Annotated in this window: 18 protein-coding genes and 1 tRNA gene; all 19 read right to left on the reverse strand. The window is 38.9% G+C overall.

Going from position 1 to position 12,987, the window contains the following annotated elements; genetic code table 11:
• Window positions 1–96: 96 nt before the first annotated feature.
• Window positions 97–170 (reverse strand) — tRNA-Ile (locus tag GHI45_RS09975).
• Between the two features lie 345 nt (window positions 171–515).
• Window positions 516–1,232: a peptidoglycan amidohydrolase family protein gene (locus GHI45_RS09980; RefSeq protein WP_147780645.1), complete on the reverse strand. Its 717-nt coding sequence runs from the start codon at window positions 1,230–1,232 to the stop codon at window positions 516–518.
• On the reverse strand, window positions 1,213–1,455 hold the full coding sequence (locus tag GHI45_RS09985; RefSeq protein ID WP_147780646.1) for a holin: 243 nt from the start codon (window positions 1,453–1,455) through the stop codon (window positions 1,213–1,215). The genes GHI45_RS09980 and GHI45_RS09985 overlap by 20 nt, the downstream gene beginning before the upstream one ends.
• A complete protein-coding gene (locus GHI45_RS09990) occupies window positions 1,452–1,868 on the reverse strand; it encodes a hypothetical protein (protein WP_147780647.1) in 417 nt (138 codons plus the stop codon). The genes GHI45_RS09985 and GHI45_RS09990 overlap by 4 nt, the downstream gene beginning before the upstream one ends.
• A 19-nt stretch (window positions 1,869–1,887) precedes the next feature.
• The gene (locus GHI45_RS09995) at window positions 1,888–2,916 is read right to left on the reverse strand and encodes a hypothetical protein (RefSeq protein ID WP_147780648.1); all 1,029 of its coding nucleotides are present in this window, start codon (window positions 2,914–2,916) and stop codon (window positions 1,888–1,890) included.
• A 7-nt stretch (window positions 2,917–2,923) separates the two neighbouring features.
• On the reverse strand, window positions 2,924–4,060 hold the full coding sequence (locus GHI45_RS10000) for a siphovirus ReqiPepy6 Gp37-like family protein (protein ID WP_147780649.1): 1,137 nt from the start codon (window positions 4,058–4,060) through the stop codon (window positions 2,924–2,926).
• 2 nt (window positions 4,061–4,062) lie between these two features.
• Complete coding sequence (locus GHI45_RS10005; protein ID WP_147780650.1) at window positions 4,063–4,962, reverse strand: phage tail domain-containing protein; 900 nt, start codon at window positions 4,960–4,962, stop codon at window positions 4,063–4,065.
• A 14-nt stretch (window positions 4,963–4,976) separates the two neighbouring features.
• Window positions 4,977–7,301 (reverse strand): phage tail protein, encoded by a 2,325-nt coding sequence (locus GHI45_RS10010; protein WP_147780651.1) that lies wholly within the window; start codon window positions 7,299–7,301, stop codon window positions 4,977–4,979.
• Window positions 7,302–7,303: 2 nt separating this feature from the next.
• Window positions 7,304–7,672 (reverse strand): DUF5361 domain-containing protein, encoded by a 369-nt coding sequence (locus GHI45_RS10015; protein ID WP_147780652.1) that lies wholly within the window; start codon window positions 7,670–7,672, stop codon window positions 7,304–7,306.
• Window positions 7,673–7,683: 11 nt separating this feature from the next.
• A complete protein-coding gene (locus GHI45_RS10020; RefSeq protein ID WP_147780653.1) occupies window positions 7,684–7,947 on the reverse strand; it encodes a hypothetical protein in 264 nt (87 codons plus the stop codon).
• A complete protein-coding gene (locus tag GHI45_RS10025; protein WP_147780654.1) occupies window positions 7,947–8,516 on the reverse strand; it encodes a phage tail protein in 570 nt (189 codons plus the stop codon). The genes GHI45_RS10020 and GHI45_RS10025 overlap by 1 nt, the downstream gene beginning before the upstream one ends.
• Window positions 8,517–8,530: 14 nt before the next feature.
• Window positions 8,531–8,866, reverse strand: coding sequence for a hypothetical protein (locus GHI45_RS10030; RefSeq protein WP_147780655.1), 336 nt, complete (start codon window positions 8,864–8,866; stop codon window positions 8,531–8,533).
• Window positions 8,866–9,102, reverse strand: coding sequence for a hypothetical protein (locus tag GHI45_RS10035; RefSeq protein ID WP_147780656.1), 237 nt, complete (start codon window positions 9,100–9,102; stop codon window positions 8,866–8,868). Before GHI45_RS10035 ends, GHI45_RS10030 begins: the two co-directional genes overlap by 1 nt.
• A complete protein-coding gene (locus tag GHI45_RS10040; RefSeq protein WP_147780657.1) occupies window positions 9,095–9,433 on the reverse strand; it encodes a hypothetical protein in 339 nt (112 codons plus the stop codon). Before GHI45_RS10040 ends, GHI45_RS10035 begins: the two co-directional genes overlap by 8 nt.
• Complete coding sequence (locus GHI45_RS10045; RefSeq protein WP_147780658.1) at window positions 9,420–9,818, reverse strand: phage Gp19/Gp15/Gp42 family protein; 399 nt, start codon at window positions 9,816–9,818, stop codon at window positions 9,420–9,422. The genes GHI45_RS10040 and GHI45_RS10045 overlap by 14 nt, the downstream gene beginning before the upstream one ends.
• A gap of 1 nt (window position 9,819) precedes the next feature.
• Window positions 9,820–10,116: a hypothetical protein gene (locus GHI45_RS10050; RefSeq protein WP_147780659.1), complete on the reverse strand. Its 297-nt coding sequence runs from the start codon at window positions 10,114–10,116 to the stop codon at window positions 9,820–9,822.
• Window positions 10,116–11,012, reverse strand: a complete 897-nt coding sequence (locus GHI45_RS10055) for a phage major capsid protein (RefSeq protein ID WP_147780660.1) — start codon at window positions 11,010–11,012, stop codon at window positions 10,116–10,118. The genes GHI45_RS10050 and GHI45_RS10055 overlap by 1 nt, the downstream gene beginning before the upstream one ends.
• Before the next feature lie 3 nt (window positions 11,013–11,015).
• Entirely contained in the window at window positions 11,016–11,498 is a 483-nt protein-coding gene (locus GHI45_RS10060) for a DUF4355 domain-containing protein (protein WP_147780661.1), read from the reverse strand.
• 75 nt (window positions 11,499–11,573) lie between these two features.
• Window positions 11,574–12,983, reverse strand: coding sequence for a DEAD/DEAH box helicase family protein (locus GHI45_RS10065; RefSeq protein ID WP_147780662.1), 1,410 nt, complete (start codon window positions 12,981–12,983; stop codon window positions 11,574–11,576).
• Window positions 12,984–12,987 lie beyond the last annotated feature (4 nt).

Raw genomic sequence — 12,987 nt, forward strand, 5'->3', positions numbered from 1 at the left:
CCAGTGCTAGATATGAAAAATCACATAAAGTGTCAGCTATTTAAGAATAACACTATTTCAGTTACATGTCAAACATTTACTGTATTATTTCTATTATGGTTCTTGTTGGACTCGAACCAACGGTCGCCCCGTTATGAGCGGGGAGCTTTAACCAGCTAAGCTAAAGAACCGAAAACTGTCCACTCACCAGGACAGTTTTGTAATACCTAAGAGAAATACCATAGTCTCGCTAAAGGCTATGAGTTTATTATACTATAATTTTAACGACATTGCATATATAACTCAGAACTAAATAGCGCTATTGTTCAATTAAAATGTATAAAAAAAGCTCTCACCTCGGAACGTATCCGCCTATACAGGAGCGAGAGTATTGTCGTCTATATTTATAGAATAAACTATATTTATCAATTTGTCAATTAATATTCGGAAATTTTTTATAATTTTTATTTTAAATTTACAATGTGGTTTATTAATTTGAAATAAACAAAAAAAGCTCCTTTCGGAGCTCGCTTGCATTATTTTTTAAGTGCTGATTTAATACCATCGAATTCTGCTTGATTGACTGTGTCAATTGACTTATCTGTAAAGCCATAGACACGTTTGACACCAATCCATTCTTGTGCAGTGAGTGAGGTTACGCCAGTCACTCGCACTAAGTACAAGGTTGCTTTGCCAGTAATTTTGATAATTCTCATTTCTTCTCCTTCTTCCACTTTTGTGGTTTCATTTGTGTTGCCAGTCTTAATTGCTGGACTGGTCTTTCGCCATATTTCACAGTAATTTTGAAGCCGTGTCACATCTTTGTAAGCCATCCACGGACAAGTTTGTATTGCATTGTTTTTGATAAATGTACCACGACCTAGCCAGTCCACTGCTGTACACGAGATATACGTTTCATTGGTCATCATCATGCCAATATGTCCGCTATCTCCTGCGCTACCTGCCATGCTAGATGAACTTGTTGTCATGATCGCATCGTATTTCTGAGGACGTGCATCAGTCGTTTTACCTGACCATACTTTCTCATAGCCAAGTTCCTTTAAGCGAGTGGCCATTGAGATGGTACTATACAGTGTAGCACCGCCATAGGCTTCGTTTAAGGCTTGCGACATCGAACCTGAACAATCTGCCGTGCCGTCTTTTCCGTTACGTGAGCCGAACTGTGAGTAGGTCAGTTTGCCCATATTTTGAATAAACCAAGCCAATACTTTGTCATTCTGTGGTGTCGCCATTCACTTTCTCCTTTGTATTGATTAGACTCGCTGTATCATCGCCAAAATTGAAACTAGCCCATGATGTCAAAATAGAGACTAATGTCGCAAAACCAGCAATTGACAAGACATTTATCCAGTCAACACCAATCAAGCCAGTCGCCCCAGCTCCAAGTGCTGCGATTGCTCCTTGTGCAAATGTTTTAATGGCACGTTCTGCCATATCTTTGAAAAATGGTTTCATTTTAATTCTCCTTTATTATCATGTTTGTGGATTTTGTTTTCCACCTCTGCTTTTAGAATTTTGGGCACAACTTCCATTAGGATTTCATAGCTTTTAGCGCTATAAAGTTTATAATTAGCTGCCAAACTGAATGCAGTCGCTCCGCCGAAGATAACCGTCCACAGGACAATTGCGGATGAGACAAACAGACTCGTATCATCTAAAATTGAAATTTGCCCAACAAGGTAAGGGACACTGGCCCCAAAAAGGTTCAACCCAAATCCCACCCACAGCGTTTTTGAAAAGATGGCAATATCCTTTTTATTTCGCCACATCAGAGCCGTTAGCGTATCTCCAAAAGTGAGGAGCAGTAGAACAAAACTCATCACCTCTGGTTCTTTCAGCTCCCCCATTACATTAATTAAACTTTCCATAATCTCCTATTTTCCATAATTATTCTGTTCGTTGCCAAATATAAGCCGTTTTGAAAGGTTGCCAGTTGGCATGATTTGTATTTGAACCCGAGGAGGCTGTTCCTGTTCCTGTTTGTAAAGCATAACTTGCCGAAGGGCTTGTACCAGATGCCCATGATTTACCACTTACTGCATATGTGAAATTTCCATTGCTGGCACTATGACTATGTTTTGTCAATGGATTAGTGGAACCACCTTCTTTGTTAGCTTCCGCAAGCATCGAATCAGACTCATCAACACCAACTAGTGTTCTTCCCTTAATGCGTTCCCAAGTACCAAAACCAAACAATGTGGCTGGTTCTGTTTCCAGAGCGCTCATATAATAGGCCCCAACTGGGTAAACGAGCGCAAGTAAATCAGACATGTTTACTTTATTTTCGTCCACTTGTGTTTTTATATCATTAACCTGATTTTGAAGATTTCCTGCCGCATCTTCGGAAAGTTGATTTTTCATTGAATCAAACCACGCTATAAAATCTGCCTCTCCTTGTTCAAAAATTGACTTATACTGATCAACTAATCCATCGACATTTACATTATCAAACGGAGTACACCAGCCACAGACATTTGAATTTCCACGCATATCTGTGATATCGGCATCTGTAATCTGTGTCGCATTTTTAGGAACATTGATAACCGCTAATTGTAATTCGTATGTTGTTTCATTCCTCGTTACTGTAGTATCATTGCTTTTGTAAAAAAGGTAAGTTTCTCTTGTTCCTTCATCTTCTTTAAGGACTATCGAGTCTTTTCTATCTTGCAGCGATGAAGCAACATTGACTTGAAAGCCCACTGGAGCATCTGATACATATGAGCCACCGTTGATGACTCCTGCACCTGCTCCCACTTGGATATTCATTCCATTCTGTGCCGAGCGGACTTTTAAGCCGTCGTTATTTGACATAACAATGCCTGTATTTAGAAATGCTGTGAAGAATCTTTTAAAATCTGTCGCATCATACAACCGATCCCCATTAACATCATTCCATGGAAAACTATACTGTGCCATGTTCAATTTACCCCCTCTTCAAAAGTTCAAACAATGTAGGTGTTTCTTTATCCCAAATCGGAGATAAGTGGTGGCCTTCATCATCATAAGTTTCATCAACTCCTGAAAGAACTGATGTTTTTGTTAAATTAAATAGTTTACTGGTTAAGCGAACTCTATCCCCTACTCGATAATCAACACCATATTCAAACAAATCATTATCGAGATCAATGTCTCCATTTAGATTTAATGTTGCGACTTGTTCAGCGAGTTTAGTTTTCCCCCTACTGTTTAAAGCAGCTTTATATTGCGCATCTGTAAGAGTAATCTCTTTCCCATTACCATCTTGCGTTGCTTTTTGAATGTCTCGAGCATCCACATATATTTCTTGTCGTTCAAGTCCAGCTAATGTGTCATTTAACTTCACATTTAAGCGTGCTGTACCTTCGCCCTCTCCAAACACCCAAGCCATGGTTGCCTCATCAAAATTTGATGTCTCAAAACTTTCAGAAAGTAAATTGTCAAACTCGACATTAAATTCCACAATATCCGATAAATCGCTTCCTTTAAACAGTTCAATCTTATTTTGAGGACGATTTAATGAAGTGGCTGTTTCTTTGACTCCAAAATCATAAGTTGAACACAAAGTGTCTACTTCATCCTGTACAACACCATAGGAATTCTGATAGTCAACCGTTTCAGATGTTAAAACATCTGGTAAACTCAAAGATAAATAGGCCAGTTTTCGATTAGACTGACTTGGATTAACCACTTCATTATTGAGATGGTCATAGACAATCAATTCGGGGCGTTTGACTTGGTGATACACTCTAGAAACAATTCTTTTCTTAGCTTTTGCACGTAAAGATTTACCAGAGACAATCAGCTGACCACTCGTTGAATCCTCGCAGCGCACTCGATCAATATAAAAATAAACATTTCCAATATTTAGAACGCTATCTACTTGTAAAAGCGTCTCAATGACTGCTTGTCTATCCTTATCTGTATTTGAAGCGTACAAATTTTGCATGAATAGGCTCAAACTAAACTCATGGTAGGTGTAGTACCTCCAATTAATCGTCAAGTTGGAGAAAGTATCTAAGATGCCTACCGATTCGTAATCAAATCCACTTGTCCCTTTGCGTTTAAACACTTCAATATCCATAATCAAACTCCTATCAAAAGAGGCGTGAAGGTGATGGTTGAAATCAGATGCTCTGTTCCTGACTCTGCTTGAACGACTAAATTGTTGTCTACGAGGTTATCGAGTTTAAAAAATGTAGATCCCAACTTTCTCATTGACATCGCATTAATCTGTTGAGAGTCATCATCACTTTGATACCAAGTTTTCTTAGCACCATGTACAGTTGATAGAAAAATATTAGTATCTCCATCAAATGTCCCCTCCCATTCAAAATACTCTTGTGTTAATACATTTAGAATTTTAGGATTCGTAACTGATGCCATACAACGAATACTAAGCTCAAAGCCTACCGCAAAATCTCCTTTATTTTGTAGTGCTAGAATTTGTCCTGGAACAATCGTTCCAAAGACAAAGTCTGTGTGTATTGAAAGTGGAAATTTCATTTTACGTTCACTGGAAGATAGAATAATCGCTCTATTTCTAGCATTCTCATCTCTCCATTCGGGATCTAATGCTCTAAATTGTAGTGTTGATGTAGATGATGCCGAACTACTACTTCCCTCGTTTGCTTCATATCCTTTCAACACTTCGCAATCAATACTATACAAATTATCGGCTAGTCGAAAAAGTAAGGTTCCTGATTTATCTGGGTTTAGAACCTGCATAATATCATGTTCTTTTTCCTTCAAATCATCAAAACTATCCCCTTTTATTCCAACTTTTAACGTCAAATCTCTATAAGTCAGAGAGCTTGATGTTTTACGCTGTCCAGATTTCCCAAATATTTTTTGAGAACTAATCTCATTCTCAGGTGAACCAAAGCCTTCATAACTTTGAAGAAAAAGTGGACCAAAGCGGTCGAATTCAATTTCTTCTCCTAGATTGTTACGATAGATGACTTCAACTGTTGCTAAGTTAGCCAATAGGCGCTCCTTTCTTAACTATACTTGTACGTTAATGTTTCTAACTGTAATTTTTGTTGGCGAGCAATTTCTCTTTCAGATGGATTAGCTTGCACGTACACATTCATTGGTGCAGTTATTTGAGGTGCATTTGAAGCTGACTCTGATGGTGTAAAACTGACGGTGTTAGCCATGCGTTGTGCACTCGCTATCGCCGATGTTGTACCAATTGTGGCATCAAGTGAGCTATCTGATAATAGAGAATTACCAATTCCATCGCTTACGATTGACTGGATTTCTCCAGCCATACCAGAAACAGTGCTCTTAACATTCTCAAAATTTGATTTCAAACTATTATTAAAGCCACTCATAATGGCTTGTCCAGCTGGAATAAGTAATTTGCGGTCATAACTGATAGGACCTTTATGTTCCTTAATCCATGAGCCAATTCCAGATACAAATTTCTTGCCTGCCTCCCATGTTTCTCGCAAGCCTTTTGTGAATCCGTCCATTATTGCACGCCCTGCACCAGAAATGTCGATATTTTTCAAGCTTTCAAATATTCGTTTGACCGCGTCAATAATGCCACGTATCCCATCACCTGCACTTCTTACAGCCCCTGTGATATTAGACCAAACTGCAGACATAGTAGCTCTTAATGCACTTCCTGCGCTACCAAACGAAGTGAAAATAGCTTTTACTCCATTGATTAAGCCTTTTACAATATTTACAGAAGTTGATACAACTGCCTTTATCCCATTCCATGCACCTGACATACTAGCTTTCAAGATATTTCCTGCAGCACCAAAACCGCCAAACGTACCAATTAAGGTACCAATCCAGTTTGCGATAGTCGATAAAACCGGAGCAACTGCCCTAAAGACATTTGTTAATGCTTGGAATACAGGGTTTAAGAACGTGATTACGCCAGATAGAATGTTAAATGTTCCCGCCAAGGCGTTAAATGCACCTTTTAGTATGCCACCAACGAAGTTACCTAAAACTGATAAGACTGGCATTAAAATACTTGCAAGCATCGAAACAAGAGGCTGGCAAGCATTCCATAAATTGACGAAAGCAGTGATAAAATTATCTAAAGCAGGCTTAACATTTGCAATAATAATCGTTACGAAATTTTGAAGTGCTGGCATTAGCGCACCAATAAAGCTCTGAATTCCTGAGAAATCCATTTTTGCAAAAGCCTCAGACAGAGTGTAGCCCAGTTCCTCAATAAACGTCAGAATTGGGGAAATGACTTGCGGAAGTTGACTAAATGCGCTGATAACTGTATTGATTACAGGTTTTAAAGCATTAAATGCACTTCCACCTGCTGTTACAATACTTTGAAAAATTTGTTTGAGTTGTGTGCCTAAAGGAGCAAAGCCTTTCAGAATTCCACCAATAGCACCTGAAGCATTTCCACCCAAAGAGCTTCCCATATTCGCCATGAGTGCTTTTCCAGCCTGACTGACTATTGTTCCTAATACTAGTGGTAATGCCTTAAAGATATTACCAACCATTGGAATGAAGTTGTCAAACAAGAATGTGGAAGCTGTTGTGACCAAAGCATTAAGCGATGGCCCTAAATCTCGTCCAAGTGACATATTCCCTAGAACGTTAGACAAAGCTGCCTTCATTGAAGCCAAGGAACCACTAAAAGTTGAAGCAGCTTCTTTAGAAGTCGTTCCAGTTATATCTAATTGCGTTTGAATGGCATGGATAGCTTGTGTGATGTCCGCAAAGTTAGAGACATCATACTTTTGACCAGTTAGCTTAGTGGCGTCTTTCAGAAGCTTTTGCATTTCTTCTTTCGTACCACCATATCCAAGTTTCAAGTTATCTAACATGGTATAGTTTTGTTTTGCAAAACCTTGATATGCGTTTTGAATATCCTGAGTATTAGAGCCAAACTTATTCGCATTATCAGACATATCAATGATTGCCTGATTGGAAAGGGACGCAGCTTTCTTTGTATCTCCGCCTAATGATTTAATCATCGATGCAGAAAAGCTGGTCACGTTTTCCATATAGGCATTGGCAGACAAACCTGCTGTTTTATATGCCACATCTGCATATTGTTTAACTTGATTGGCACTTCCTTTAAATAAGGTTTCAATACCACCAAGTGATTGTTGTAAAGCAGCTCCCTCTGAAAGCGAAGATGAAATCAATTTCCCTGCCGCAACTCCAGCGGCCGCGGCGGCCGCTAAAAGTGCAATTTTGAGTTTCCCTCCAATTTTAGAGCCCGCACTTTCGCCTGCTTTATTAGCTTCTGGGTCTAATTGGCTTTGTATCGAGCCTGAAATCCCTTTGGCAGATGGCATAATCTGCACATAGGCTTGACCTAGTTCAGTTGCCACTATTAATCACCTCCGTTCAGTAATTGTGCTCTGTATTTATCAAATTCCTCACCAGAATTAAATACCATTTCCTTGTCATCTGATTGGTTTGTTTTATTGAGTTCATTCAAAATTAATTTAGGTTTATTAGCACCTTTTTGAGCATCTTTAGTTTTGGACCAAATAAGCACGCTTAATTTATCAGTTATCCCTGCTAAAAGCGTTGTTTCAAAAGAGATGTTCTGGCCGCTCATTTTCAGTTTGATTCTTGAATTGTCACGCAAACCAATAGAAAAAACAGCTACCTTTTGTGCAGGCAACTGTTTATAATCGAAAATATGATAAACTTCCGCAAGGTCACACATCAGTGCTTCCTCGTCAAATCCTATCATTCGGGCGAGGATTAAGAGTTTTTTAGCAATGGATTTCCAGTGAAAATTTCCATAACTTCTTTACTAATCTTCTCCGTAGAAACATAGCCATCACGCTTGAGCAAGAACTTTTCTAAATTCTCTGCTTGTTTTGCACCAAGCATTTTTTCTACCACGTCAAATATAAGGAGTCCATTATCTTCAAGCTTTCTCAAAAGTTTTAGCAGCTCATAGTCATCACCGACATTTTCTTTAATTTCATAATGGAATCCATTCTTTGTTGTTCCTTTAATCATTAATCATTTCCTCCTGTAGTCGCCTTTTGGATGTATTCATAATGGGTGTTGCCTTTGTCATCGGGTACAGCAGTGAGGGTTGTTTCGTAACCCACTGCATCTGAATCCCCATAAGTAACGTCTCCAAGTTCAGTCACCTTTCCTGCTGGAATAACGATGCGTTTTAAAACTCCGTCTTTCAATACCATATCCGCAATGATCACATGTTCAGTCAATTCAACTGAATTTGCAGTGATCGTAATTCCAGCAGTCAAGTCACCTGTAACATTATCAGTTCCATAAATTTCTTTGAGAACATCCGGATTTAAAGCTTCAATAAGTGTGTAGCTAAAAGTGTCTTCTTTTTCAGTTTGAGACGTATTAACCGTGTCTCCCCCCCATGCCTTAATACTTTCTGATGATGGTGAGTTACTGTTGGTCATTCCATCTTCGGAAATATAACCAAGTGATTTGAATGCAGCGTCTAATTCTTCAACAGCCGTTGCCGGCAAAACTGTCCCCTTGGATGCAGAATAGATTGCACCGCCTATTTTTGGTTTTGCCGTAGTAACATTTCCTGATACTGCCATTTCGTTTTTTCCTCCTAAAAATATTTAATGTCAAATACCGCTTGATAACGGTATTTCTTTGTTTCTGTATCTGTATAGTTGTAGTCGCTATTTAGTGATATTCCACCAATATCATCTAGTGTTATCAAGTCTTCTACAACTCGTTTGAGTTCTTCATTTAACTTAGCAGTTTCATACATCGACTCCGCATAGCTTTGGAAAGCAAATGTAGCTGATGTGATATGATTGCTTTTTGAACTCCCTAACTTTTCAAAAAAAACATACCTTTTTGGCATGTTTTCTTGATGTTCTAAAAAAGACGGTACAGATAGATGACCGTCTAAAAAGTCTTTGATGACTGTTTCAATCATTACCGTACCGCCTTTAAAATGGTGTTATTCTTGTAATTTTCCTTTTTTGCTTGATATGTTTCAGCATAAACCATAGCGTTAGCACGATTTTTCCCCACATGAATGTCTTGCGCATAGCCTTCGCCACAACGTTTACGAACTGCGGATGCCTTAGCTTCCAAAATCACCTGCATTTCTGGAGATTTCAGTAAAGCTCTAATTCCACTGCGATTAACTTTAAAAAGATTTTTAGCCATACCGTTCCACCATCACTTTCTTGTTCCAATCGAGCGGAATAAGTTCCTCAATGCCCTCAATTGGATAACCTACCGTTTGCCAAGTCTCACCGAAAAACTTAACTCGAGTATTTACCCAATTATGAGTATCTCCTTTTGGAATAGCCAGCGTGTAGGCAACTTTCTTGCCTGTTATACTAAGCTGATTAATCACATCGTCAGTAGATGTTGGTGATACAAGAACATTCTCCACTTCTACTTTTTTTTCAACAAAGAGAGGTGTACCAAATGGGTCTTTTCCGCTTTCCGTTTTTTCAATTAGTGTGACAGTAATACCTTTAAGCTTCCCCATAAAAGTCAATCACCCCATATCTTTGTTTCTTTAGTCCCAAACGACTCAATTCAGAATCTTTGATGAACAATCCACCACCTGGAACAAGATAAGAACCCGACCAAGAATAGCCCAAGGCACTTTCCGTAGATTGTGACAATGGCTCTTGATCAGTTGAAGTCATTAGCGTTCTCGCAACAACATCGACCGTCACTGATTTAACAACATTTGCAAAATAACTAGGTTTTTCCGCAATCATCTTGTCCAAGTTTTTCCCAACTTTGTCAGCTTCCATACGCAAAGAATCTGATACAATTTCAAGAAGCTTCCCAGCTCGCTCAGTTTCCTTCACTTCTAGCTCTCGCCATAGGACTGTGACATCATCAATCGTCGCAAAGTTCGCCATATTAAGCTCCTTTCATCATCAGAGCATAGAGATCAGCTTTTTTTGCCGTAGGTTTGTATTCAATGCCAAGTGCATCGAGTTCTTGCTTGATTTCAGCGATAGTCACGTCAGCTAGGCTGTCATCGCCAGCATTTCCTTTTGGTTCTTCTGTTTCATCTTCTTTAGGAATTTCAATGACATCTGTTTGATTTGAATCATTTAAACCTGATGCTTCTAACTCATCAAACGGCACCCAATCCCCAGCTAATCTACTTTGAACATCTAAAATTTCGTGTGTTATCTTATGGATATATTTCATTACGCACCTGCTTCCACACGAGCAAATGCATCCGCATCAAGAATTCCCCAGCCAATATAAGCCTCTGCACGGAGACAAACTTCATTGTAGGCTTTCAAGTCACGACCAGTCCCATCAGGATCTCCATATTCGATAACTTCCATAGGGATATTTTCTGCATAACCCCATTTGAACGCATTTGCAAAGTCACCAGCCAGAACGTGGTCTGTTTTTGCAGTGCCACCAGCTACAACCAAAGTTTTATTGATATCAGAACCCATGCCATAGAAGCCATCTGGATTTTGTCCAAAGCGATATTCAGGATATTGAGTCACTCCATTAACTTTGATTTTACTAAGGGCAGTTCCTGCAGCTGGAGAAAGTGCAAGACCTGTTACTTCACCACCTTTTGCAACGATTTGAGCAACTGCATCATCAATATTTTCATCAATAATGGCTGCGTCATAAGTGACCACGTTGCCAGAAACTACGCCATCAAAGCTGTTTGTTGCTTTAAATGTTGCGTCTGTCAATGATTTAGGTTCAAGGCCATGGATTGCAGCGATATCAAATGCTTCTGCAATTTTCTTAGCATATCCATCAACAAACGAAGTCATGTATTGAAGTTGTTTTTCATCTGAGCAATTCATAAATTCGTCTGTTACACGAGCTTGGTACACAATTTTAACTGGCTTAATAACTTTACCAGTCATTGTTGCAATGCCCTCTTTTTTCTGTTCACCTTCACCTACAATCTGTGCGTTACCATCAAGATTGAAGATGAATTGTTCAGTTCCTGCAAATGGAATTGGTGTTTGTGAAGCAAGTTTAGCGAGTGATGAGTGACCTTTTACTTTTGTAAAAATGTCAGTTACTACTTCTGTTGGAAAAAGGCTACCAGTTTTTAATGTTGTCATATTTTACTCTCCTTTGTGAGTGATCACCTTAGCCATATTGGTTAGGTTCTGTGCTTTCAGCGTATTATCATCTGGAATATGTGGTTCCACTGATTTCAATGGTGCGACGGTTGTTTTTGCTTTAAATCCCATGAAGCGTTCTGCATCAGCTTTTAGGCTTTCTTCATCATCGCCTTTAAGACGGTCTGCAAGGTCAAAAGGAATCCCAGCTTGTAATGCGATTTTTTGTTTCATTTGTGCAGTCTCATAACCTGCGATTTTTGCATTAAAATCAGCTTCTTTTTGTTCCCATGATTTCATTGACAAGCCAGTTTCTTCAAGAGTTGCTTTTTGAGCTGTGTTTTCTGTTTCGAGTGTTGCATTTCGCTGTTTAATTTCATCGTAGTCCGCAAATTTAGCTTCAATAGTTTCTTTTTGTCGAGCTAGGCGACTTTCAATGATTTTATCCAGTTCTTCTTGCGTTGCAATTGGTTTAAATTCCGACATTGTAGAATCCTTTCTCCGCATTTCCCGTGCGTTCGGTAATTTTTGGTAACAAATAAACGACTACTGAGCCGTTTATTAGTACCGTACTTGTTGTTTTTTCTTTGGCTTAACATTACTGCAAGCCCAGTGCGCCAACAACGCACTATCCATTAAACTAATATCCATATCATCAAATTGAGAAGTATATCCAAATCCACCGCCATTACCAATATTCCGTTTATCACAGTTAGTTACAACTTTTGATAATGACGGTTGATCAGCATGGCAGATTGTTTTTTGATAAATTCCCTGTTCCCAAAGTGAGTTAGCATTAACGATTTCCCTTACTGTTGGAAGTATTGGTGCTTTCAGTTTGAAATCATGCATTTCACTATTAAGAATACTTTGACCGCTTTGGCCATCTATCACAACCGTATCTGCACCAGACATTTTTAAGAAATTGATTATCCATTGATTACCATTTCTGACTGATTGACAGTCAACTGTTTCAACAAATATTTTTCCCGATAATGTCTTAACTGCGATACTCAAAGCAACGTTTGCGCCATCTTTTCCGTACTTGATACCGACAAACATTTGACCTTTTAATGTTGGCAATTTACTAACCTTCAAATCTCCCCATTCTTTTTCAGAAATAGCAGATTTTTGATTGTATTTAGGCCAGTAACCTAAACGTTGCACATTATGGTCAAGCTTATCTTCACCAAGCTCGGCTTCGATTTTACGTTCGTTCAAGTGATATCCCATAGATGGATTAGAATTGTACCAAGCTTCGATGTCGTGAATATCACATTCATCTTCAACTGACCATTCTGCCCAACCTGAATATTTTGCTTGGCCAAACAATAGCTTTTCTCTGTAACTAGTAAAAACTGTACCACTTGAAACTGGTGTAGGTGGCGTCCCACACATAATTGTCATTGGATTTTGACTGTCAGTAACTGTATATTTCAACGCTGACTCTTGCTCTGTGGTGTACTCTTGAGCTTCATCAATTACCAAGAAATCAAAGCCTTCACCGAGTCCACCGCTTGATGTTCTCGTTCTGAACTGAATGACTCCACCAGTTGCATATAGTTCGAGTCGTTCTTGTCCCTTCGCTTTAATAGAATTAAAATCATCGCCCTCTTTATATCCTGAGTCCTCAAGGTACTTCTTGAGTTTTTCGTAGGAAGAGTGCGATGTGCTAATTCTATGTGCTGTGTGCAAGGTGCTTAATCCATGTTCAAGCGCCCAAAGTTCGAGGATATAAACGACTTCTGTTTTACCGTTACGACGAGGAATTGAATATCCAAACTTTTGATGTACCCAAAGTCCGTCTGCATCTACTGCCATGATTGGATCTAGCATATTAACTTGCCAATCATAGCATTCGTGCTTTGATTTGTGATAGATGTCAATAGCCTCTTGAGATAGAGACTTAGTATATGGAAGAATTACCGATTGAGTAGGATTTTGATTGCCAAATCTTTTTTCAGCAGTCATAATT

Source organism: Lactococcus sp. dk101, assembly GCF_009601055.1.
GTDB lineage: Bacteria > Bacillota > Bacilli > Lactobacillales > Streptococcaceae > Lactococcus.

Excerpts from the sequence above, each read along its gene's own strand:
- GHI45_RS09980 (WP_147780645.1), bottom strand. The coding sequence starts at position 1,232 with ATGGCGACACCACAGAATGACAAAGTATTGGCTTGGTTTATTCAAAAT.
- GHI45_RS09985 (WP_147780646.1), bottom strand. The coding sequence starts at position 1,455 with ATGAAACCATTTTTCAAAGATATGGCAGAACGTGCCATTAAAACATTT.
- GHI45_RS09990 (WP_147780647.1), bottom strand. The coding sequence starts at position 1,868 with ATGGAAAGTTTAATTAATGTAATGGGGGAGCTGAAAGAACCAGAGGTG.
- GHI45_RS09995 (WP_147780648.1), bottom strand. The coding sequence starts at position 2,916 with ATGGCACAGTATAGTTTTCCATGGAATGATGTTAATGGGGATCGGTTG.
- GHI45_RS10000 (WP_147780649.1), bottom strand. The coding sequence starts at position 4,060 with ATGGATATTGAAGTGTTTAAACGCAAAGGGACAAGTGGATTTGATTAC.
- GHI45_RS10015 (WP_147780652.1), bottom strand. The coding sequence starts at position 7,672 with ATGATAGGATTTGACGAGGAAGCACTGATGTGTGACCTTGCGGAAGTT.
- GHI45_RS10020 (WP_147780653.1), bottom strand. The coding sequence starts at position 7,947 with ATGATTAAAGGAACAACAAAGAATGGATTCCATTATGAAATTAAAGAA.
- GHI45_RS10025 (WP_147780654.1), bottom strand. The coding sequence starts at position 8,516 with ATGGCAGTATCAGGAAATGTTACTACGGCAAAACCAAAAATAGGCGGT.
- GHI45_RS10030 (WP_147780655.1), bottom strand. The coding sequence starts at position 8,866 with ATGATTGAAACAGTCATCAAAGACTTTTTAGACGGTCATCTATCTGTA.
- GHI45_RS10035 (WP_147780656.1), bottom strand. The coding sequence starts at position 9,102 with ATGGCTAAAAATCTTTTTAAAGTTAATCGCAGTGGAATTAGAGCTTTA.
- GHI45_RS10040 (WP_147780657.1), bottom strand. The coding sequence starts at position 9,433 with ATGGGGAAGCTTAAAGGTATTACTGTCACACTAATTGAAAAAACGGAA.
- GHI45_RS10045 (WP_147780658.1), bottom strand. The coding sequence starts at position 9,818 with ATGGCGAACTTTGCGACGATTGATGATGTCACAGTCCTATGGCGAGAG.
- GHI45_RS10050 (WP_147780659.1), bottom strand. The coding sequence starts at position 10,116 with ATGAAATATATCCATAAGATAACACACGAAATTTTAGATGTTCAAAGT.
- GHI45_RS10055 (WP_147780660.1), bottom strand. The coding sequence starts at position 11,012 with ATGACAACATTAAAAACTGGTAGCCTTTTTCCAACAGAAGTAGTAACT.
- GHI45_RS10060 (WP_147780661.1), bottom strand. The coding sequence starts at position 11,498 with ATGTCGGAATTTAAACCAATTGCAACGCAAGAAGAACTGGATAAAATC.
- GHI45_RS10065 (WP_147780662.1), bottom strand. The coding sequence starts at position 12,983 with ATGACTGCTGAAAAAAGATTTGGCAATCAAAATCCTACTCAATCGGTA.